Source organism: Pandoraea anapnoica, assembly GCF_902459765.1.
GTDB classification, from domain to species: Bacteria; Pseudomonadota; Gammaproteobacteria; order Burkholderiales; family Burkholderiaceae; genus Pandoraea; species Pandoraea anapnoica.
In genome coordinates this window covers 258,808-278,466 of sequence record NZ_CABPSP010000007.1, presented here as the reverse complement: position 1 = coordinate 278,466, position 19,659 = coordinate 258,808, and the positions used below count along the sequence as shown (strand labels likewise).

General features: G+C 60.6%; 24 protein-coding genes. 8 read left to right on the top strand and 16 right to left on the bottom strand.

What is annotated here, in order from left to right; all coding sequences use genetic code 11:
* Positions 1 to 62: 62 nt before the first annotated feature.
* The 14 genes from PAN31117_RS13935 to PAN31117_RS13870 form a co-directional block, all read right to left on the bottom strand.
* On the bottom strand, positions 63 to 326 hold the full coding sequence (locus PAN31117_RS13935) for a hypothetical protein (RefSeq protein WP_150738688.1): 264 nt from the start codon (positions 324 to 326) through the stop codon (positions 63 to 65).
* Positions 327 to 335: 9 nt separating this feature from the next.
* On the bottom strand, positions 336 to 860 hold the full coding sequence (locus tag PAN31117_RS13930) for a glycoside hydrolase family 24 protein (protein WP_150738687.1): 525 nt from the start codon (positions 858 to 860) through the stop codon (positions 336 to 338).
* A gap of 148 nt (positions 861 to 1,008) precedes the next feature.
* The gene (locus PAN31117_RS13925) at positions 1,009 to 1,446 is read right to left on the bottom strand and encodes a Mor transcription activator family protein (protein WP_150738686.1); all 438 of its coding nucleotides are present in this window, start codon (positions 1,444 to 1,446) and stop codon (positions 1,009 to 1,011) included.
* Complete coding sequence (locus PAN31117_RS13920) at positions 1,427 to 1,858, bottom strand: gp16 family protein (RefSeq protein ID WP_246189073.1); 432 nt, start codon at positions 1,856 to 1,858, stop codon at positions 1,427 to 1,429. The genes PAN31117_RS13925 and PAN31117_RS13920 overlap by 20 nt, the downstream gene beginning before the upstream one ends.
* A 70-nt stretch (positions 1,859 to 1,928) precedes the next feature.
* Positions 1,929 to 2,399, bottom strand: a complete 471-nt coding sequence (locus PAN31117_RS13915) for a hypothetical protein (protein ID WP_150738685.1) — start codon at positions 2,397 to 2,399, stop codon at positions 1,929 to 1,931.
* Between the two features lie 16 nt (positions 2,400 to 2,415).
* The gene (locus PAN31117_RS13910) at positions 2,416 to 3,030 is read right to left on the bottom strand and encodes a DUF3164 family protein (RefSeq protein WP_150738684.1); all 615 of its coding nucleotides are present in this window, start codon (positions 3,028 to 3,030) and stop codon (positions 2,416 to 2,418) included.
* A gap of 25 nt (positions 3,031 to 3,055) precedes the next feature.
* Positions 3,056 to 3,652, bottom strand: a complete 597-nt coding sequence (locus tag PAN31117_RS13905) for a hypothetical protein (protein WP_150738683.1) — start codon at positions 3,650 to 3,652, stop codon at positions 3,056 to 3,058.
* Positions 3,649 to 4,074, bottom strand: a complete 426-nt coding sequence (locus PAN31117_RS13900) for a hypothetical protein (RefSeq protein ID WP_150738682.1) — start codon at positions 4,072 to 4,074, stop codon at positions 3,649 to 3,651. Before PAN31117_RS13900 ends, PAN31117_RS13905 begins: the two co-directional genes overlap by 4 nt.
* A 57-nt stretch (positions 4,075 to 4,131) precedes the next feature.
* Complete coding sequence (locus PAN31117_RS13895) at positions 4,132 to 4,440, bottom strand: HI_1482 family protein (protein ID WP_150738681.1); 309 nt, start codon at positions 4,438 to 4,440, stop codon at positions 4,132 to 4,134.
* Between the two features lie 3 nt (positions 4,441 to 4,443).
* Positions 4,444 to 4,776 (bottom strand): helix-turn-helix domain-containing protein, encoded by a 333-nt coding sequence (locus PAN31117_RS13890; RefSeq protein ID WP_150738680.1) that lies wholly within the window; start codon positions 4,774 to 4,776, stop codon positions 4,444 to 4,446.
* Positions 4,763 to 5,383, bottom strand: a complete 621-nt coding sequence (locus PAN31117_RS13885) for a hypothetical protein (protein WP_150738679.1) — start codon at positions 5,381 to 5,383, stop codon at positions 4,763 to 4,765. The genes PAN31117_RS13890 and PAN31117_RS13885 overlap by 14 nt, the downstream gene beginning before the upstream one ends.
* A gap of 2 nt (positions 5,384 to 5,385) precedes the next feature.
* Positions 5,386 to 6,132, bottom strand: a complete 747-nt coding sequence (locus PAN31117_RS13880) for an AAA family ATPase (protein ID WP_217429656.1) — start codon at positions 6,130 to 6,132, stop codon at positions 5,386 to 5,388.
* Positions 6,133 to 6,152: 20 nt separating this feature from the next.
* On the bottom strand, positions 6,153 to 8,303 hold the full coding sequence (locus tag PAN31117_RS13875) for a Mu transposase C-terminal domain-containing protein (RefSeq protein WP_150738678.1): 2,151 nt from the start codon (positions 8,301 to 8,303) through the stop codon (positions 6,153 to 6,155).
* 38 nt (positions 8,304 to 8,341) lie between these two features.
* Positions 8,342 to 8,584, bottom strand: a complete 243-nt coding sequence (locus PAN31117_RS13870) for a helix-turn-helix domain-containing protein (protein ID WP_150738677.1) — start codon at positions 8,582 to 8,584, stop codon at positions 8,342 to 8,344.
* A gap of 89 nt (positions 8,585 to 8,673) precedes the next feature.
* Between PAN31117_RS13870 and PAN31117_RS13865 the strand changes: the two genes are divergently transcribed.
* The 3 genes from PAN31117_RS13865 to PAN31117_RS13855 all read left to right on the top strand — a co-directional run bounded on the left by PAN31117_RS13865 (position 8,674) and on the right by PAN31117_RS13855 (position 10,829).
* The gene (locus PAN31117_RS13865; protein WP_150738676.1) at positions 8,674 to 9,039 is read left to right on the top strand and encodes a carph-isopro domain-containing protein; all 366 of its coding nucleotides are present in this window, start codon (positions 8,674 to 8,676) and stop codon (positions 9,037 to 9,039) included.
* Between the two features lie 965 nt (positions 9,040 to 10,004).
* Positions 10,005 to 10,451 carry a 2OG-Fe(II) oxygenase gene (locus PAN31117_RS13860; protein WP_150738675.1) on the top strand — a complete coding sequence of 149 codons (447 nt, stop codon included), beginning with the start codon at positions 10,005 to 10,007 and terminating at the stop codon, positions 10,449 to 10,451.
* 189 nt (positions 10,452 to 10,640) lie between these two features.
* Complete coding sequence (locus PAN31117_RS13855) at positions 10,641 to 10,829, top strand: glycine zipper 2TM domain-containing protein (RefSeq protein ID WP_044455446.1); 189 nt, start codon at positions 10,641 to 10,643, stop codon at positions 10,827 to 10,829.
* A 71-nt stretch (positions 10,830 to 10,900) separates the two neighbouring features.
* Here PAN31117_RS13855 and PAN31117_RS13850 read toward each other — a convergent pair whose 3' ends face one another.
* A complete protein-coding gene (locus tag PAN31117_RS13850; protein ID WP_150738674.1) occupies positions 10,901 to 11,299 on the bottom strand; it encodes a hypothetical protein in 399 nt (132 codons plus the stop codon).
* A gap of 409 nt (positions 11,300 to 11,708) precedes the next feature.
* Here PAN31117_RS13850 and PAN31117_RS13845 point away from each other — a divergent pair, with 409 nt between their 5' ends.
* From PAN31117_RS13845 to pdxY, 5 genes are all read left to right on the top strand, one after another.
* On the top strand, positions 11,709 to 11,978 hold the full coding sequence (locus PAN31117_RS13845; RefSeq protein ID WP_150738673.1) for a MoaD/ThiS family protein: 270 nt from the start codon (positions 11,709 to 11,711) through the stop codon (positions 11,976 to 11,978).
* Between the two features lie 11 nt (positions 11,979 to 11,989).
* Positions 11,990 to 13,096 (top strand): VPS10 domain-containing protein, encoded by a 1,107-nt coding sequence (locus PAN31117_RS13840; RefSeq protein ID WP_370855756.1) that lies wholly within the window; start codon positions 11,990 to 11,992, stop codon positions 13,094 to 13,096.
* Between the two features lie 405 nt (positions 13,097 to 13,501).
* A complete protein-coding gene (locus PAN31117_RS13835) occupies positions 13,502 to 15,148 on the top strand; it encodes a methyl-accepting chemotaxis protein (RefSeq protein WP_150738672.1) in 1,647 nt (548 codons plus the stop codon).
* A 262-nt stretch (positions 15,149 to 15,410) separates the two neighbouring features.
* Positions 15,411 to 17,507 (top strand): elongation factor G, encoded by a 2,097-nt coding sequence (gene fusA / locus PAN31117_RS13830; protein WP_150738671.1) that lies wholly within the window; start codon positions 15,411 to 15,413, stop codon positions 17,505 to 17,507.
* A 259-nt stretch (positions 17,508 to 17,766) separates the two neighbouring features.
* Positions 17,767 to 18,624, top strand: a complete 858-nt coding sequence (gene pdxY / locus PAN31117_RS13825) for a pyridoxal kinase PdxY (protein ID WP_150738670.1) — start codon at positions 17,767 to 17,769, stop codon at positions 18,622 to 18,624.
* Positions 18,625 to 18,656: 32 nt separating this feature from the next.
* Here the strand turns inward: pdxY and fghA are convergent, their stop codons facing one another.
* Entirely contained in the window at positions 18,657 to 19,511 is an 855-nt protein-coding gene (gene fghA, locus PAN31117_RS13820) for an S-formylglutathione hydrolase (protein ID WP_150738669.1), read from the bottom strand.
* Between the last annotated feature and the right edge of the window lie 148 nt (positions 19,512 to 19,659).

Here is a 19,659-nt window from a genome sequence, read left to right as displayed (position 1 = left end):
TTGTGGGTTGCATGGTCGTTCATGTATCGATAGTTAGAAGAGTCTTTGCGCCGGTTTTGGCACTACGGCGGCTTTTCACTCGGTAGCAACGATTCTTTCGATGCGTCGCGCGAACCGCGCATCGACTGCCAGGCGACGATCCACTGGCCGACAGCGGAATAGCCACCAACGCAGCCGAGGTAGATCAGCCACGTGTAGATCGTGAGTTGATGGGTAAAGCCCTGGTAGAGGAATACAGCCGTTGCTGCGGCCGATGCGATGCTCGGCCATAGCTGTAAGTGGCTGAGTCGGCCGCTCGCATCGGTGATCAGTTCGCGCAGTTTCATCGCCGCACCTCAACCGACCGCGATCTGGCCACCGCACGCCTTGTAGATCTCGGCGAGCGAGGCAAGGCTGTTCTCGTGCTGGCCGTAGCTGTTGCCGGGCAGCGACGCCCAGATATTCGAGCAGGCGGCAATCGCCATCGCGAATTGCCCGTGCTGAATCAGCTCCAGTGCGCCGCGCTCACGGATCTGCTGAATCGCGATCATGTCCTGCGAGAGCGGGCTGAAGTCCGGAAGATTCAGTTCCTTGGCGTAAGGCGCGAACCAGCGATGCAGCAATTGATAGCGGCCAGCGGCCGTCGAATCAAGCGCCCGATTCAGCACGTTCGGGTGCGTTTCATACGAGGGGAACGTGAGGAGCGCCGGTGCGAACTCGCCGCCGCAGCTCTTGCGCGTGGGGCCGTGCGAGCCGACCAGGACGTTGTAGCCGTCGTCGCTATTGGCGAGCGTCCACGCATCGATCTCGCTGCGCGCTACGGTATCGAGCAGCGCGATAGCGTTCGCGCCGCCCGCTACCTCCGCTGAAATTCGTGCCATCGAGTTACTCCTGTTCGTGTCATGTGGTGACATGCGACATCACGAAGTAACTTTACGTTTGTGGTAGCGCTTGTGCGTGATGCCCGATGTCACCACCAATGAAAAAGCCCCGCACTGAGGCGGGGCCGAAAGGTATTACTGGAGAGAGTCAGAACAACGTGCCCTGATCGTCGTGCGGTACGTCGTCTGTCATTTTCAGGATACGCCACACGTGACGGTCTGCGATACGGTATTGCTTCGCCAGTTTCGCCACACTCCCACGTGAGCCGTATTCCCGCGCCAGTTTGTCAAACTCATTGCGAATGGCACGCCCGCGCAACTCACGCATCGCCCGCTGGCACTTCGGGACATACAGATTGTTCCCGCCGAAGTACTTCGAGATATCGGTCGCGGCGCGACGACCAACAATCTCCGCTAACGCCTCGAAACTTGCCTCACCGTCCCGCCGCGTTGTCAGATAAACCGGCACCGGGAAGGTGGTGCCGCCCAGTTGCTCCACGAGACGCGTCGCCTTGGAAATGCCAATCACCCGAACCAACAATTGAGCCACCTCGGGAAGGAGGTGTTCAACGTCGCCGAAGTCCATTGCGCCTCCTATCCGCATCCTTCTGCAACGCGGCGATAAGCATGGTCAGTTCTTCGCCCTGGCAAAACTCGATGGCGTCCACCTTGCAGATGCGCTTTACCATCCCTTTCGTGATGTAGCTCCAAGATCGTCCGGCGTCCGCGAGTAGAGCTTCGATCTTTCGCAGCTTCGGCTCGTGGATATTGGCGACCTTGGGGCGACGGCCGAGCGACTCTTTTGGCACAAAGCCGGAGCGTTTCATGTGACGCAGCACTCGCTCGACCGTCGCCGGAGTCAAGTCCTTGGCTGACCTGACTCCCGCCACCTCAAAAAGCATTGCACGGTACGTGTCGTCGTCCATGCCGAGTTTCTGCCGGGCAACATGGATCAGGGTCAGCAACTTGCCCGATATCACTTTTTCCTCCAGAACCAACGGTGCAAGTCACGGCGGCAAATCCAGCCGAACGAGACCAACCCGAAGATGATCACGTACATGTCGGCCGTCATGGCGTCACCTCCGAAGCAGGGGGTGCGTCACCACCAAGTTTCACGCTAAACGTCGTGCGCTGACTTGGGGTAACCACCTCGACGCTTTCGCAGACCTTGCACAGGTGATTGATGGCGGAGCGGCCATTCGGCCAGTCGGGCATGAAGTACGTCACCGTGCCGCTGTAGAACGGATCCTTCTTCACGTAGCGCTTGCCGCAAGCCTTCTCCGCAGCGCGCCGGGTCTTCGCCGAACAGACCTTGCGGACTGACTTTCGCAGGAATTTCTGCTCCGGCAACGGCGATTCGTTCCATGCCCACCGGTACGAATACTCGCCGTTCACGTAGGTGAAGACTCGATAGACCAGGCGTTTCCACAGTTGCACCGAAAGCGTGACCTTGAAGCCGTCGCACATCAGGTCGACGCGCCCGTAAGGCATGGTAAGTTCTTCCTCCAGTTCGGCCCGCTGCTCTTTGCTCAAACTCATGACAGTCTCCGATGGATTAGATAGCAGCGATATCCAGGCTGATCGCCTTGTACTCTTTCGTGGACTCGTCGCGCTCGTAGATCCGGACATACGGCTTTGTGCCCGTCACACGAATGCTGTCGACAATGGCGCGCATCGCTGTAGCCCACTTCGGGTCGTCAATGTTCAGACGTCGCAATCCGAGCACGCGGCCGGTATTCACGTTGCCTTCTTTGTCGACCTGAAAAGCCTCATTGATGATGGCCTTGACCTTGCCGTCGCTATCCTTCGTCCACTCGCGCAGGCACTCGTCAATGAGTTCCTTGGCTGCTTGCAACTGCTCACTGAACTGGATGCGTTCCGCGATCTGGCGAACGACCTTGTAGCGACCATCGAACGTCATCAACGTGACGTTTCCTTTGGCTCCGCCGGATTTCACGCCGTACTGCTCGAAGCTCGCGGCAACAAACGCCTCGATATCAGTAAAGGCGCGCATCTTGTACTCCATCAGTTCCGCCTGAACGCGCAGCGCTTCTTTCACCAAAGCTCGCACCGTTTGGTCACGCAGTTCGTCAATGGGCTTGACCATCCCCCTGGGGATAAGCCGACCATGCGCGTCGCACGCAAATCCATCGGGAATTTCTTGTTCCATTTGATACCTCCTGAATTCGGCCTACTTAGTGGCGAGGGCTGCTACGGACGTATGTCTCGACAAAGGTCGCGACGGCTTCGAGTACACCAGCCTGGTCACCCTCAAGGTGAGCAGTGACGAATGGCCACACGCCGTTGCCAAGGGTCTTCAGCGAGGCTTCAAGTCGCTCGTAGCGCAATGCCTGCTCAATGCCCGCCCGGTGGGCGTCGTCAAGCTTGAGTTGCAGCACTGCCACGCCGCCAAGTTGCCAAGGGTCTTCGAAACCGGACTTGTATTCCGGCATAGGCTCACCGACAGTGGCGGAGCGAGCCGATTTCTCCCAATGCTCGATGTGGCAGTAGTCGGAAAAGTCATTCGCCTCTTCGAGCACTTCCCGAACCTCCGGAATGACTTCAAGTTGCCTCTGGAGGAGTGCGGCCACCCCACGAAAATCGCCGCGCAGATGTTGCCGATAGACATGATTGGTGAACAACGCCATCAACTGATACTTGCCGTGAATCGTGGACAGTTGAGTCGAATGCGCGATCAGCTCACCGTTGACCCGGCTCAATTCGGCGCGCAGCTCGTCTGCGCTATGGAGCAAAATGGGATTGACGATGGTCGGGCCTTGTTGGACTGTCATTGCGAAGCTCCAGTGATGAGGTCGATGTTGATGGCGTCGAGGAAACCAACGAGCGACGCACGCTCGCCGGATGTCAGGAAGATCTCCTTGCTCTTCTTCGTGATACACAAGCGCCCGTCCGTGTAGAAGCCGCACGAGAAGTCGCCGTCGTCAGACGTGGCCTGCGCGACGGCCTTCCGGGGACGGCCACGGGCTGGAGGCGCGACCGAGGCACCCAACTCATTGACGAGGGATTGGGACGGGTGGTAGAAAACAAGCGATCCGCGCCCCTGGGCGTCCTTGATCACCTTGCCGTTAGCGATGGACGGGAGAAGCAGGTCGCCGATATCGTCAATGCTCAGATTGCAGCCGTCAGCGACCTGGGCCGCCGATGATCCGGGGTGCTCCACAATGTATTTGAGGATGGTTTCAGTGTGAGTCATTTAGTAATCCTAATAAAATGTTGCGTATTTCTGCTGAAAAATTGTGTTTGGCTGGGGTTAGGCGATCTCCTCCTTCTCAGTCCAGATGACGCGAACGTTGTTCAGCCGAAACTGACCTTTCCGGGTTCGGACACCGTCGATATAGGACTCGACGTAATACACAGCAGTACCATCCATGACCTTCGCGACACATTCGCGGGTTGGCCTGAGCTGCACAGTTGGCGACATGTGAACCGTGTGTTCAAATCCCAAAGCCACCAAGCCCTTCGCCTCCAGTTCGTCCAAGGTGCGCAGAATAAGCGCGGGACTGGACTTGAGGCTCGCAGCCGTTTCGCCCGTGAGATTGGCCGAAAATTGAGTGTTCATCACTTACTCCTTTGCGTCGGTGGTTCGCCTCGGGCGATTCGGGCAGCTTTGGCATGCCCGCCAGTGCCGAAGTTGCTCGGGCTTGTTGATCGGCGGCCGCTCAGTGGCAAAGGAGCGGCATTCATCGAGGGAAATCGTGATGTCATCGTGCGGGCAGTGCACAAACCGGAGGTTGGTGCGCACCCGCTCCATCATCTTTGCAGTGTTGCCCGGATATTTGCCGCTCAAGAGCATGCAGATTGACGATCTCGACACCCCGAGTCGACGGGCCACCACCGCCTGCGATTCTTCCGCGACAGCCTCACGAAGCAATCTCAACTCATCAACAGGCGTCATGATTGGGTTCCTCCTGCCATACGATCTTGCCGACGTTCGGGTCGTAGACGGACTTGGTACGCTGAATCATCGGCGGGCGCGGCCCCTTTCGCTTCACCAGTCGGTACCGCGCCTGTTTCGCTCCCTTACCTGGAATGAAGCTATGGCCCGGGTCGATGACAACCAAATAGCCCGCTTGCGCAAGGCATTTGACATAGGACTTCGCTGACTCTTCGGCAACAACCGTGTCCGGCGTAGACGCGCGAAGCGCCAATTCACGCGGGGTGAAGTCCGGCATGATGCGCATCGTGCGCCACATGTTTTCGGTACCTCGGGATTGCGTGACGGGCTTGCCCTGCCGGTCAAGACGAGGGGCCTCGACACCCATGTCGCGTACGAGTCGGTAATGCTTGCGGTCGACTACGGCTCGCCGCTCGCCCACCGCAGCGATTACGCCACCCAGCTCCAACGATTTCAGGTAGGTCTTAATCGTTTCCGGCTGAACGCACGTGGCCAGTTCAATGGAGTGTTTCGTGAAGTCATCGCGTGTGCGACGGATCTCCTCCCAAATGCGCTGGCGCAGCCCCTTGCCGCCGGTCAGTTCCAAATTTGCAGGTTTGCGAGCCATGATCAGATCCTCCGCTTCGGCGCATCGCCGGTGTACAACTCTCTCTTGCCCCACGCGGCAACATCGACGCGCCTGAAGCCATGCACCTTTGCCTCTTCCTGGAACCGCTCCAGATTGATACACACGCGGCGCACAGATCCGTGCGATTGCTCGACAAGCTTCGCCAGCATGTCTTCCGCAACCTCGACGCCAGGGCAATAGAGCGGCAGAAGCTTGTACGCATCCTCCAGCGTGACCGGCTGTGCAGGCACCCAAGCGAGCACGCGGCCATGCATGCGCTCCCACTTCTTTAGCTTGGCAGGCAACCCTTCCTCGCCGATCATCAGGATCGGCGCGTGGCTCGACTCGTATAGATCGCGCACCAGTTCCACCGCGTTACGGTCGACCAGGTGATCCATCTCATCGATGATCAACGGGCGGCCGCTCGTCGCCAGCTCCTCGCCGACCTGGTCAGTCATCTCCGGCACCGTCGCGGCAGGCTTGATGCCCATCTCGAACAGCACCGACTTCAGGAAGTGCTTCTTCGTCCAGACAGACTTCGCTTGCACGTAGCGGGCGCGACGTGTGTTGGCGACATAGTTCGCGGCCATGCTCTTGCCCCAGCCAGACGGGCCATAAAAGCAGACAAGGCCCGGCAGGTTGGCGCTACGCGATACCGCGCGCTCAATCGCGATGTCGCACATGCCGAGGTTGGCGATCTGCGCAATGGAAGCTGCGGATTTACTTTTCGACTCGTGTTGTGTCATCATTCACCTTGATTTGATTGGTGTTACATGTTGTTGGCGAGCGGGAACTCGCCAGCTTCTTCCTCGCGGCGCTTCTGCGCCGCGAATTCTCTGCTCTCTTGGTACGTTCCGTGCCACCACAATTGCTCCGCGTCTGGTGTCCCACCGCTTGAAATGAATTGGTCGAGCGACTTCCAACGAGCAAATCGCTGCGATTCCGTTTCCGTCTCCGGTAATTCGATGACTTCCGCTAACGGCAGCACGGGCGCGACCACTGCGACCGGCTCGACTTCGACGGCAGGCACGTCGATGACGCGTGCCTGCAACGCTTCCCGCGAAATCTGACCGATACCCGGAATGTCCAGCACGTCCGGCGTCTGCATCGGCAGCGCCCGATGGCCGCGCCGCTCGGCCTCGATCTCGTCGCGTCGGGCGTCCACCCGCTTCAGCCGCGCATCGGCACGCTTCTCACGGGCCTGCTCGACCGCAGATTGCGGCATGTACTCCCGCTCGTTGGCACCGGCTTCGGCCTGACAGATGTAGCGGCCGTCGAGCGCGTAAATCCAGACGTATTTCGCATCGTTGATGTCATAGGCGACCTGTACTTCGTCTCCATGAAATTCGAGCAGCTCCGGATTCGAATAGTGGTGGTTGAGCCACCGAACCTCGCCACGCGCCACGGTACGCGTGATGCGCGGGCGAAACACCGCGCGCGCATCGCGCTCGTCGAGCATGTCGGGCTGCCAGCCTTGGGCGACATGCGCCGCCCACGCTTCGTTGGGTGACAGGTGCCGACGCTTGCCGGTGTTTGCATCCCGAATGACCGGTAACGTGCTGTGGGGGCGATTGTTGTACTCCTCGAGCTGCGCCTGGCAGAACTCGATGAACGCTTCCCAGCTCATCATGGGCGTGGCCCCGCCGTCCTTGATGGCGGCACGGGTGATCTTGTACACGCCATGCTTGGCCTGCCGGTCCATGTCCGCCCCCATGTATGTCGGCAGCTTTTTCGCGGCGGCCACCCACAGCGTCTTGTGCAGCCGCTCCACCACACCCCGTGCCTGCGAGTTGTAGGGGATCGAGTGCGTGACGACAAAGCCAAGGCGGCCCTGCACGCCGATGCCTTCGTCCTTGAGCAGCGCGTTGTTGTAGCCAGAACCGTTATCGACGTACAGCATGCTCAGCACGCCGCACTGGAGCACGGCGGTGCTCAGCGCGTCGAGCACGGCAAACGACGACTCGGCAAGATCGAGCGAAATGCCCACCGCGCGACGCGTGGCGATGTCGATGATCGACGTGATCTCAGGGCGGAAATTCCGACCGTGCAGCGGGTGCTGTACCTCCGCATCAAACGTGTGACCGTCGGCCGACCAGATGTCGTTGGGCAGCAGCTTGTCGAACGTGCGCCGAACGAAAGGCAGCATGCTCTTGAGCTCACGTGAGCCCAGCCGCCCGGTCTGTAACGTCACCGCGCCGAGCTTGCGCAGGAACGCGCGTACCTGATGGATGCTCGGGATAGAGTAGGCGACCTGTTGTACGCCACATACCTTGGTGAACTCGTGATAGGCCTGATTCACCGACGGTTTCTGCGGCTGCTGATAGTGTTCGAGGAACAGCTTGGCCCACACAGGGATCACGAAGCTCGCCTTTGAGATCTTTGGTGCAAGGCGGCCTTGTTTCCCGAGGTCCAGATAACGCTTGAGCGAACGGATGCTCGGGAATTCGTCGCCCTTGCGGCCGCGCGGATCTTTGGCGGCGCGAAGCATGGCCGTCAGGTAATCGTCGAGCGTGCCAAGGCGTGCCTGCGTCAGCAACGTATGCATGGCCGCTTCGCGCGAGACGCGGCAGTGCGTCATGATGCGATCAAGCATCGACAGAATGCCCTTGCGGGCATCTGCACGCAGGCGCTGCGTGTCGGTTTCGACCAGGCTGAGTTGCCGCTCACGGCGGAGCGGCTCGCTATCGGCAATCGGCTCGCTAGCAAGCAGCATCGATGCGGCACGATAGCGGATTTCCACTTGCGCCTCTGCTGGCAGGCTGTCGAGCGCATATTCAAACCCCTTCCCCTTACTCCGTTGCCGCACGCTCCAAACCTCTTTGGCTGCGCGCTTCCGGATGCCAAACTCCGTACTAGGCAAGCCGGGCAAACTCATGACAGCCAGCTCGGTGGCGGAATAGTGCGATTTGATTCGTTGCATGGCGCTATTGCTTCGCGAATTTCTGATGTTCACCAAAATTACGCAGCAGCAGCTGCGTCGCTTTGCTTCTTACGCCGCAGCGCGAACTCGCTGCACGGCGGCCAGACTTCCTCGAACGACTTCCCGATGATTTCTGCGGCGCGAACTTGGATGCGATGTGACGTAGCTTTTTCGTTGAGAACCTGAGTAACCATCGAGCGCCCAACACCCATTTCGTCGGCAAGCCTCGCCGCCGTATAGCCCTTATCTCGAAGGGCTGCTTTCCGGAACTCCTTGCGCATATTTATCAACCTCTCGGGTAAACTTGTTCAATTACACTCAGTCGGTGACTGTGTTGACTTGATTATTGCTCAATATTTTGAGCATGTAAATGTTTTCGCGCAAAATTATGGGCAAATGCGGAGAGAGGCTGTTGGAGGAAGTAGAGCGGCTTGGCGGCGTCAGCACCGTGGCCAAGATGCTTGGGGCTGCCCGGAATACCGTCTACAACTGGGTAGAGAAGGGAAACATCCCCCTCAACAAACTAGAAGACTTGGCCGCATTCGGCGGGGATACGGTCTACATCCTGACCGGTCAGCGCCAGCACATGGAGCCGTCCGCGATGACACCCCGCGAATCGGCCATGCTGACCGACTTCCGGTCAGCGTCTCCTGAAGGTCAGGAAGCCGTTGAAATGACCCTCAAAGCCGTTGTGCGGAAATGCGGCCCGAAGGCCAAACCCAGCAAGGCCGCGTAAGTCTAGGCGGCGAAGTGACCGGCACGGCAAGGGGTTTATCTACTCGACGCTCGGCAAGCGGCTACGCACCGCTCGGACGTACTTTGGTTTTTCCCTTGCCACATGCGCCGCGTGTGCAGGCATTGCTATTTCTACTTTGATAGCCTGGGAGCAGGATGACAAGCTACCTCCAGCCCCAATTGCGCTCCAGATGTGCGCTGCAAGTTTCGCGCTGCGCTTCCTATTAGTCTTGCGGCACACGAGGCAACTGGATAGCACCAACAGGAAAGAGGTGCGTGCCAGCAAGCGTCGGTTACTAGCGAATCTTGAATCGTGCTATGCGGGACACCTAGGGCAATTCTGCGCTCTCGCGATGACGTCCGAGCAGATCCCCAGCGTGGCAAATGATCCCCCGCCGCCTGCCTGAGATACGTCTTAGTTGCGTTTTGTTGAGATATTTAAGAGTTGCGATTTGGTTGCGGTTCTCGCACCAAGCCCTTTTGTTGAAATAGCGCGAAATCTATTTTATTTCAATCACTTGCGAGAGAGTCGCAACTCCATCTAGCTGGACGTCCAGAGTTGCCACTTAATTGGATCGAAGTGTGCCTCAGGACAGCCCCATATTCCGGGTCGTCGCGAACATCGACGAGGGATCATGGTCAACCGCGGACTAGCGCTCCGAGGCCCACAGGGCTTGGCTTCTGACCTACAGAACCTCTTGTGGGAACCACCGGCACTCGCTGTCCCACGAACGCTATCAATCCCCGCGCAAGCATGTGTCAAAAACCCCGCAAAAAGTACTCATTTTGCGGCAGTTTCTCGCAAAATCATTTGGTGCCGCTTTGGCACTACAAAACTGCCAGAAGCCGCACCCAGCGGGGGTTTCCGGCTGATCTCCCACCGTTCTCTGGCAGTGTCAAAACGATCACCTCCCCACAGCGATCGCCTTATCGGATGCCGCAGTCGAATCCGCTGCCGCAGGTCCCGTGTACAACGACAAGGTCAGAAAATCGAAAGTCGGATTCTTCGACAAGGCACACTGGATTTCCCGGATCTGCCTTCATTACGGATGCCTCGCCAACCGTGATCTCTGGCAGTACGACATCGCCGAGATGCAGGGCACGCAATTCAGCACTTACAAAGCAGGCGACTTCTTCAACTGGCATCGCGACAGCGCCCCGAGCGCCGATCAACCACACGATCCTCCCACGCCACTGCACAGAGTGCTAACGGTGGTCATCATGCTCTCTGACGGAGGACGTTACGAAGGAGGAGACTTCATGCTCCGGGATGCGAGCAATGCCGAGCTAAAGGATCCGGCGTTTCGAGCAAGAGGGAGCGTCGTGGTTTTTCCTGGCTATGTTCTGCATCAAGTCACTCGCATAGGGTCTGGCCATCGGGCGTCGATCGTCGGGTGGCTCATGGGCCGGTAGCCCGAATCCCTTGTCAAGTGAAGCGCCCAGCCTAACCGTCCGCAACAGGAAAGACGAGGCCCAACCCCATGTCGTCCAATTCCTACAGCCAATTCAGTCGCTGCCGATAGTACGCAAAACACCCGCGCACTAAGCTGAGGTCATGCTGCCGCGCGATGCGCGCCCGGCAATTGCTACAGGAGACGCATCATGAAAATGGCCAAGTCGATTCTCGTTGTCATCACCGCGCTTGCGATGGGTTCGTCCATCATCGGGTGCACGCTGGGTGGCGCAGCGGCAGGCGGCGTCATCGGTCACGAAGCCACCGGCGGCAGCACCGCCGGGACCATCGGCGGCGCCGTCGTCGGCGGCGTGATCGGTCACGAACTCGGCAAGTAATCCAAAGCAACCCGCCGAAGCAGCCCGCCAAATCAATCTGCCTCAGTCCGAGCGCCGAATCGGCTACACCGTCATCGCCCTACGATGTATAGCGGGCCGTTGGCGGCGTAGCCGTACATGATCAGGACGTCGCCCACCAGCGTATCTCCCGCCGCCCTCGCTTGCGCCACGCTGCCGAAGCGCTTCGCGTGCGCCGTACAGGGCGCATAGTGACGCACGCCGCCTTTGAGCAGGCCCCGCGAATCGCGCGGTTCACGCGTGTCACGCGCATCGTCGTCGCGACCTATGAAGGCCGCTTGTCGCACGCTCCAGACGAAATGCCCCTCGCACTTCGCCAGTTCGGGCGGACGCCGCACCGTCGGGTCTTCCTTGGCCGATGGCTCGCCGTCCTTGTGCAAACGCCATTGACGCCTGGCCGCGTTATCCGACCAACGTCCTATCCCGATGTCCTTTCCTTTCGTTCTCGCCATTGTTTCCTCCTGGTTTCGGTTAGGGCACCGCGCTCGCGGGCACTCCGATAATGGTGAAACATAACGGGGTGAATGGGGTTGGGGAGTGTCCGATATGCGAGGCCGCACCCTACGATCACGCTTCACGCGCATCGAAACTCGTCGACCGTCATGCAAAGGACACCAAATCGCGCCCCGCATATCGCGCTCGTCCGCAGCATGCGTTATTTCCTGGCATACATAGCGCGGCGCACACGCAACACTCCAACCACGAATCCGGGACGCTGCCGCCGCGGATGATCCTCATTGTCTACACTGAAAGTCTCACTGCCGACGATGGACAGCCTCACACGCAGACCTTTCGAGCGCTTATCGGCAGCAAGACAACGCACAAGCGAGCGACAGCTCACAAAACACCCACAAGCCCGACATGGCGACCGTCACTTTTGCGCCCGCTATCCAACGTCACGTGCCCGTCGACGAGCAACACGTCGACGGCGCGAACGTGCACGACGCGCTTGCGCAATGCGTGGCGCAAACCCCGGCGCTGCGCGGTTATCTGTTCAACGATCAGGGACGTTTGCGCCCGCACGTCGCCGTCTTTGTGGACGGTCGGCTGATTCGCGATCGTCGCACCCTGGGCGATGCACTGACCGGCGCGAGCAGCGTCTACGTCGCGCAGGCGCTTTCGGGCGGATGAGGAGAGACAACATGGAACATGTCATTGGCGCGACCCTTCTGGTCGCTACACGAAAGGGTTTGTTCACATGGCAGCGCGACGGCGTTGAATGGCGATTGACGTCGAGCACCCCGGACTTTCCTGGCGAGCCGGTCAGCATGGTGTTGCACGACGCCCGCGACGGCAGCGACTACGCGGCGCTCAACCTCGGTCACTTCGGCGTGAAGCTGTGGCGCCGCGCGCGTGACGCAAGCACGTGGTCGGAACTTGCACCGCCCGCGTTCGCGCAAGCGCCCGAGTCCGCCGCATCAGCGGCACAAGCGCCCTCGGTGGCGCTTCTCTGGTCCCTCGAAGCGGCAGGCTCCGACGCGCCCGGCGTGCTGTGGGCGGGCACCATTCCCGGCGGCCTGTTTCGCTCCGGCGATCACGGGCAAAGCTGGCAACTGATCGAGAGTTTGTGGGATCGACCGGAACGTGCCGAATGGATGGGCGGCGGCTACGATCACGCGGGCATCCATTCGATCTGCATCGATCCGCACGACAGCCGACAGGTGATGGTCGCCGTGTCGACCGGCGGTGTCTGGCGCACGCGCGACGATGGTCAGACATGGGCGCTCGCCGCCTCGGGCATGGAAGCCGACTACATGCCACCCGAGCGACGTCTCGATCCGAACGCACAGGACGTTCACCGCCTCGTGCAGTGTCGCGACGCCCCCAACGCGTTGTGGGCCCAGCATCACAACGGCATTTTCCGCACACTCGACTACGGCGCGACCTGGCGACGCATTCAGGCCGCACCGTCGAGTTTCGGCTTCGCGGTAGTGGTCGATCCCCATGACCCCGATGTCGCGTGGTTTGCCCCCGCGCAACGCGACGCGTGCCGCATTCCCGTCGACGCACGTCTCGTCGTCACACGTACGCGCGATGGCGGCGAGTCGTTCACCGCGCTCTCGCACGGTTTGCCCGAGACACCCTCCTACGATCTCATTTACCGGCACGGACTCGATATCGACGCCACCGGCCGCACGCTCGCGATGGGTTCGACCACCGGCGCGCTATGGATCAGCGACAACGCGGGCGAACAATGGCAATCGCTGTCGGCACACTTACCGCCGATCTATGCCGTACGTTTTGTCTGATTGCTCTAACTCGCACGCAGTTGAGCCGAAGCGCACGAATTCGGCGGCCACATCGCATCAAGCCGCCTGAATCGTTGCGTTCGACAACATCGCGTGCGTCGCGCGCCGCACGTCCCGATTTTTTGCTCAACTCGTCGTTTACCCCTTCGCGCTAAAAGTAGCCTTCAGTTCGCATATTTCCGGTCGTATACGAAATCAGACGGACTGGCTTCATCGAATCCCCCCGTCACGCGTCGCCGGACATGTCACACGTGTCGCTCCCGGCGCGTGAGCTGCGTCGCGTCGCGCCTGATCCGGGTACCGATGCTTTTACGCAGCCGACCGGCGACCACTCCTCGAAAACGCCGACAGTTACACGTCACCCGTGTTGTCCTGGCATCCAATCACTACAAGGAGTCTCTCCCTATGCGAATCGCCGACCTCAAGATCCGAACCCGGCTGGCCATTGGCTTCGGCACCCTGCTGTTGCTGCTGCTGACCATGCTGGTCATTGCGCTGGTGCGCTTCATCGCCATCGAACGCTCCAACGAAGAGTTGCTCACCCGCGCGTGGGCGAAAGCCGACGCCGCGCACAGTATCGACGCCATGGTGCGCGGCAACGCCCGGCGCATGCTCGAAGTCGCCACCGCGCAGGATCCTGCGCAACGTAAAACCTTCAACGAACGCATCGACGCCAATCTAGGCCGCATTGCTGCGGCGCAGGAGGTACTCGACAAATATGTGACGTCGGGGCGCGGCAAGGAATTGATCACGAGTCTGCGTAAGCACAATGATGCATTCCAGGCGTCGCGCAACAAGGTCATCGCCGACCTGAATGCCGACCAGCGCGCAGACGCCATCGGTCTCGTTGAACGCGAAGCGCTGCCCGCGCTCGACGCCATGCAGACCGAAGCCGCCGATCTCGTCACATTGCAACAGAAGATCGTGGACGAAACGGGTGCCACCACGGCTGCCGACATCGCCTTCGCCAAATGGCTGCTGGTTGCGCTCGGCGCGGTCGCCGCAGTCGTCGGCATCGGCGCAGCGTACTCGGTCACGCGCAGCATCACGCGTCCGATCGCACGCGCCGTCGAAGTGGCCGAGCGCGTCGCGCAAGGCGATCTGACGAGCCGCATCGAAGTCACCAGCCGCGACGAAACCGGTCAACTGATGGCGGCCCTCAAGCACATGAACGAAAGCCTCGATCAGATCGTGCGACGTGTGCGCAGCGGCACCGCCGCCATCGCCTCGGCCTCGGGCGAACTGCTGGCGGGTAACACCGACCTTTCGTCGCGCACGGAGGAGCAGGCCGCGTCGCTCGAAGAAACGGCGTCGTCCATGGAGCAGTTGACGGCCACCGTCAAACAGAACGCCGACAATGCGCGTCAGGCGAGCCAACTCGCGGCGAACGCTTCGGAGATCGCGAGTGAAGGCGGCCGCGTGGTCGAACGTGCCGTAAGCTCGATGCAAGAAATCGCGGCCAGCTCGACGAAGATCAACGACATCATCGGTGTGATCGACGGCATCGCTTTCCAGACCAACATCCTCGCGCTGAATGCGGCCGTCGAAGCAGCGCGCGCCGGTGAACAGGGACGCGGTTTCGCCGTCGTCGCAGGTGAAGTGCGCACCCTCGCCCAACGCAGCGCTGCGGCGGCCAAGGAGATCAAGTCGCTCATCGAGACATCCGTGGGCAAAGTCGAGGATGGCTCGTCGCAAGTGCGCGATGCAGGCCGCACGATGACGGAAATCGTGCAGGCTGTGCAGCGCGTGACGGACATCATGGGCGAAATCTCGGCTGCATCGAGCGAACAGTCGGGCGGTATCGAGCAGGTCAACACGGCCGTGATGCAGATGGATCAGGTCACGCAGCAAAATGCCGCACTGGTCGAAGAAGCGACGGCGGCCGCTGGCTCGCTCGAAGATCAGGCGCGCAATCTGCGTGAGGCCGTGGCGGTCTTTCGTCTGCCGGGTGGCGACACGGCAAACGTCGGTTACGACGACGGTGCTGGCATCGCGTCCAATGGCCCGCGCGGTGCCGTGCTGGCATTTTCGCGTGAACGCCAGGTGGCCTGATGTCGTGCTCTCTGCGGCAAGCCTTGCCGCATTAGCGGTCGCCTAGACGTCAACCTGGCCAACAACGCCAAAGCCCCGGCCTGCGCGCCGGGGCTTTGCTTTTTTTGCGCTCGTGCACCGTGCGACGCATGGCCGCGCCCTCGCCGCAAAGCCCCGTCTGCGCTGGACTTGCGGACGAAGTGAGCGTCAGCGAGGTATCGGGACATTGGAGTATGATGGCTGCTCCCGTTCCTTTTCCTCACCGTCTGAAAAGAGGTGCACTGTGGCCCGAAAGACCCCCATCGAGCGCTACCGGAATATCGGCATCAGCGCTCACATCGACGCTGGCAAGACAACGACGACCGAGCGGATCCTGTTCTACACGGGCGTCAATCACAAGCTGGGCGAAGTCCACGAAGGCGCTGCCACGATGGACTGGATGGAGCAGGAACAAGAGCGCGGCATCACGATCACGTCCGCCGCGACGACCTGCTTCTGGCGCGGCATGGCCGGCAACTTTCCCGAACACCGCATCAACATCATCGACACACCGGGACACGTCGACTTCACCATTGAAGTCGAGCGCTCGATGCGTGTGCTCGATGGTGCCTGCATGGTCTACGACTCGGTCGGCGGCGTGCAGCCACAGTCGGAAACCGTCTGGCGTCAGGCCAACAAGTACAAGGTGCCGCGCATCGCGTTCGTCAACAAGATGGACCGCGTGGGCGCCGACTTCTTTCGCGTGCACAAGCAGATTCACGAACGTCTGCGTGGCAATGCCGTGCCGCTGCAGATCCCCATCGGCGCCGAAGATCATTTCCAGGGCGTCGTCGATCTCGTGAAGATGAAAGGCATCGTCTGGGACGAAGAATCGAAAGGTGTGAAGTTCGAGTACATCGATATTCCCGACGACCTCAAGGATCTCGCGCAAGAGTGGCACGAGAAGATGATCGAGGCTGCCGCCGAAGCCGATGAGACGTTGCTCGAAAAGTATCTGGGCGGCGACACGCTGACCGAGGACGAGATCAAGGCCGGGCTGCGCAAGCGCACGGTCGCCGGTGAGATCGTGCCCATGCTGTGCGGCACGGCCTTCAAGAACAAGGGCGTGCAGGCCATGCTCGACGCCGTGATCGAGTACCTGCCCTCGCCGGTCGACGTGCCCGCCATCGCCGGTCACGACGAGAACGACAAGGAGATCGAACGGCATCCGTCGGACGACGAGCCGTTCTCGGCACTCGCCTTCAAGATCATGACGGACCCGTTCGTCGGTCAGTTGATCTTCTTCCGCGTGTATTCCGGCGTCATCGAGTCGGGCGGCACCGTGCTTAACCCGCTCAAGGGCAAGAAGGAACGTCTGGGCCGCATCTTGCAGATGCATGCGAACACGCGTCAGGAACTCAAGGAAGTGCGTGCGGGCGACATCGCCGCCGCCGTGGGCCTGAAGGAAGCGACGACCGGCGATACGCTGTGCGATCCGAACCACATCATCATTCTGGAAAAGATGGAGTTTCCGGAGCCGGTGATCTCGCAGGCGGTCGAGCCGAAGACCAAGGCCGACCAGGAGAAGATGGGCCTCGCGCTCAATCGTCTGGCGCAGGAAGATCCGTCGTTCCGCGTACAGACCGACGAAGAATCGGGCCAGACAATCATCTCCGGCATGGGCGAGCTGCACCTGGAAATTCTGGTCGACCGCATGCGCCGCGAGTTCGGCGTGGAGGCGACCGTCGGTAAACCGCAGGTCGCGTATCGCGAAACCGTCCGCAAGAAAGTCGAGGACGTGCAGGGTAAGTTCGTCAAGCAGTCGGGCGGACGTGGCCAGTACGGCGACGTGGTCATCACGCTCGAACCGGATAAGGAACATCCGTACGAATTCGTCGACGCCATCAAGGGTGGCGTGGTGCCGCGCGAGTACATCCCGGCGGTGGACAAGGGTATTCGCGAAACGCTCAACAACGGTGTCGTCGCTGGCTATCCGGTCGTGAACGTGAAGGTCACGCTGACGTTCGGCTCGTACCACGACGTCGACTCGAACGAAAACGCGTTCCGCATGGCCGGTTCGATGGCTTTCAAGGAAGCCATGCGCCGCGCCGAGCCGGTGCTGCTCGAACCGATGATGGCGGTGGAAGTCGAGACCCCCGAGGAGTTCATGGGCAACGTGATGGGCGACCTCTCCGGGCGTCGCGGCATCATGCAAGGCATGGACGACATCGTGGGCGGCGGAAAGATCGTGCGCGCGGAAGTGCCGCTCTCCGAGATGTTCGGCTACTCGACGTCGCTGCGCTCGCTCACACAAGGACGCGCCACGTACACGATGGAGTTCAAGCACTACGCCGAAGCCCCGAAGAACGTCGCCGAGGCCGTCATGACGTCGAAGAAGTAATCAGTTCGACGCCAAGCGTCGACCGCCGCGCCGACGGCAGGTGTGATGGCCTCGCGCCGCGCATCCACCGCTAGTTGCGGACTCGACTGCGCAACACTTGCCAACGTTTAAACCTCGCCCGCAATGCCCACGTCCCCGGTTTTCCTGACTCGGGACGTGCCGCTTGCGGGCGTTGTCCATTCTGCGTAGTTTCCGGGTATTGTTGTCGTACTCTGTGCGCTACGCTTCGAGCGCCCCCCCCGCTTTCCGTCCCCCCAACATGAAAAACGTCCTCAGCATCCAGTCCCACGTCGTGTTCGGCCACGCAGGCAACAGCGCCGCGGAGTTTCCTATGCGACGTCTCGGCGTGAACGTCTGGCCGATCAACACTGTGCAGTTCTCGAACCACACGCAATACGGCAAGTGGACGGGACAGGCATTGCCGAGCGACGAGATCCTGCGACTCGTCGACGGCATCGCGGACATCGGCGAACTGGGTAACTGCGACGCCGTGCTCTCAGGCTATCTCGGCGCGCCGGAACAGGCGGGCTTCGTGCGCGCAGCCGTGCAACGCGTCAAGCAGGCCAATCCGGCCGCGATTTATCTTTGCGACCCGGTAATGGGCCATCCGGAGAAAGGCTGTCAGGTCAAGCCGGGCATCGAGCAGTATCTGGTCGAGCATATGCCCGAGATCGCGGACATCATGACGCCCAACCATCTCGAACTCGAAAAGCTCTCGCAACATCCCATCGATTCGTTCGACGACGCCGTCGCCGCCTGTCGCGCCCTGCTCGCGCGCGGACCGAAGATGGTGCTCGTCAAGCATTTGGAGTACACCGGCAAGTCTGCGGATCGCTTCGACATGCTGGTGGTGACGCGCGACGAAGCGTGGCACGGTTCGCGCCCGCTCTACCCTTTCTCTCGTCACCCGGTCGGTGTCGGCGATCTGACGTCAGGTGTATTTCTCGCGCGCTTGCTCAAGGGCGATACGGTGCGGGCGGCGTTCGAACATACGCTCGCGGCCGTCGATGCGGTGCTGTCCGTCACGCACCTCGCGGGACGATACGAACTGGAGATCGTGCGCGCGCAGGACGAGATCGTCACGCCGCCGCGCCATTACGAAGCGCGGGCGGTGTGACGTCGCAGTACGATTGATAGGAAGACGGCGGATCAGTACGCGCGCAGATGCTCGGCGTGATGCGACAGATGATCTGCCATGAACGTCTGGATGAAGTAGTAGCCGTGATCGTAGCCGTTGTGACGGCGCAGATTCAACGGCTGCCCCGCCTTCTGGCAGGCGCGCTCGAAGATGTCCGGATGCAACTGCGCTTCAAGGAATTGATCGTTCAGGCCCTGATCGATCAGAATGCCGCCCGGAAACACCGCCGTTCCCGCCTTCAAGATCAGTTCGCTGGCATCGTACTGACGCCACGTCTCACGGTCCATCCCCAGATAGCCGGTGAACGCTTTTTCGCCCCACGGGCAATGCATCGGCGCGGCGATCGGTGCGAACGCCGACACTGAACGGAACTTGCCGGGGTTGCGAAGCGCCAGCGTCAGCGCGCCATGACCACCCATCGAGTGACCGAAGATGCCGATACGTTCGGCGTCGATAGGTAGCGACTGCGTGACGAGGCCGTACAGTTCGTCGACGATATAGCTGTACATCCGGTAGTGCTTCGACCATGGGTCTTGCGTAGCGTCGAGATAGAAGCCAGCGCCGACGCCAAAATCCCACGCGTCGGTCTCGCCGGGCACGCCTGCACCTCGCGGACTGGTGTCAGGGGTGATGAGGGCCACCCCGTGTTCTGCGGCCAGCCACTGCGCGCCGCCCTTGATCATGAACGTTTCTTCCGTACACGTGAGGCCCGCGAGATAGAAGAGCGCGGGCACGGCGCGTCCGTCACGCGCTTGCGGCGGCACAAACACCGAAAAACGCATCGGCAGACCGATCACGGACGAAGTGTGGCGATAGAAGCGCTGCACGCCACCAAAGCAGCGGTGTTCGGAAATGAGTTCGAGCATGGCGAAATCCAGGAAATATGACAGCTATCTTACCTCGCGATGTGACGCGTGACATTGGCTAGGCACTCGACGAGCACATCTCGCCGATCAATGTACCTAACGACGGTGGCTATGTCGCGCTTGTCGTCTTGTGACAGGTGAGCGCCCG

Coding starts and splice junctions, on each gene's coding strand:
- PAN31117_RS13935 (WP_150738688.1), bottom strand. CDS start 326: ATGAAACTGCGCGAACTGATCACCGATGCGAGCGGCCGACTCAGCCAC.
- PAN31117_RS13930 (WP_150738687.1), bottom strand. CDS start 860: ATGGCACGAATTTCAGCGGAGGTAGCGGGCGGCGCGAACGCTATCGCG.
- PAN31117_RS13925 (WP_150738686.1), bottom strand. CDS start 1,446: ATGGACTTCGGCGACGTTGAACACCTCCTTCCCGAGGTGGCTCAATTG.
- PAN31117_RS13915 (WP_150738685.1), bottom strand. CDS start 2,399: ATGAGTTTGAGCAAAGAGCAGCGGGCCGAACTGGAGGAAGAACTTACC.
- PAN31117_RS13910 (WP_150738684.1), bottom strand. CDS start 3,030: ATGGAACAAGAAATTCCCGATGGATTTGCGTGCGACGCGCATGGTCGG.
- PAN31117_RS13905 (WP_150738683.1), bottom strand. CDS start 3,652: ATGACAGTCCAACAAGGCCCGACCATCGTCAATCCCATTTTGCTCCAT.
- PAN31117_RS13900 (WP_150738682.1), bottom strand. CDS start 4,074: ATGACTCACACTGAAACCATCCTCAAATACATTGTGGAGCACCCCGGA.
- PAN31117_RS13895 (WP_150738681.1), bottom strand. CDS start 4,440: ATGAACACTCAATTTTCGGCCAATCTCACGGGCGAAACGGCTGCGAGC.
- PAN31117_RS13890 (WP_150738680.1), bottom strand. CDS start 4,776: ATGACGCCTGTTGATGAGTTGAGATTGCTTCGTGAGGCTGTCGCGGAA.
- PAN31117_RS13885 (WP_150738679.1), bottom strand. CDS start 5,383: ATGGCTCGCAAACCTGCAAATTTGGAACTGACCGGCGGCAAGGGGCTG.
- PAN31117_RS13880 (WP_217429656.1), bottom strand. CDS start 6,132: ATGATGACACAACACGAGTCGAAAAGTAAATCCGCAGCTTCCATTGCG.
- PAN31117_RS13875 (WP_150738678.1), bottom strand. CDS start 8,303: ATGCAACGAATCAAATCGCACTATTCCGCCACCGAGCTGGCTGTCATG.
- PAN31117_RS13870 (WP_150738677.1), bottom strand. CDS start 8,584: ATGCGCAAGGAGTTCCGGAAAGCAGCCCTTCGAGATAAGGGCTATACG.
- PAN31117_RS13865 (WP_150738676.1), top strand. CDS start 8,674: ATGTTTTCGCGCAAAATTATGGGCAAATGCGGAGAGAGGCTGTTGGAG.
- PAN31117_RS13855 (WP_044455446.1), top strand. CDS start 10,641: ATGAAAATGGCCAAGTCGATTCTCGTTGTCATCACCGCGCTTGCGATG.
- PAN31117_RS13850 (WP_150738674.1), bottom strand. CDS start 11,299: ATGGCGAGAACGAAAGGAAAGGACATCGGGATAGGACGTTGGTCGGAT.
- PAN31117_RS13845 (WP_150738673.1), top strand. CDS start 11,709: ATGGCGACCGTCACTTTTGCGCCCGCTATCCAACGTCACGTGCCCGTC.
- PAN31117_RS13840 (WP_370855756.1), top strand. CDS start 11,990: ATGGAACATGTCATTGGCGCGACCCTTCTGGTCGCTACACGAAAGGGT.
- PAN31117_RS13835 (WP_150738672.1), top strand. CDS start 13,502: ATGCGAATCGCCGACCTCAAGATCCGAACCCGGCTGGCCATTGGCTTC.
- pdxY (WP_150738670.1), top strand. CDS start 17,767: ATGAAAAACGTCCTCAGCATCCAGTCCCACGTCGTGTTCGGCCACGCA.
- fghA (WP_150738669.1), bottom strand. CDS start 19,511: ATGCTCGAACTCATTTCCGAACACCGCTGCTTTGGTGGCGTGCAGCGC.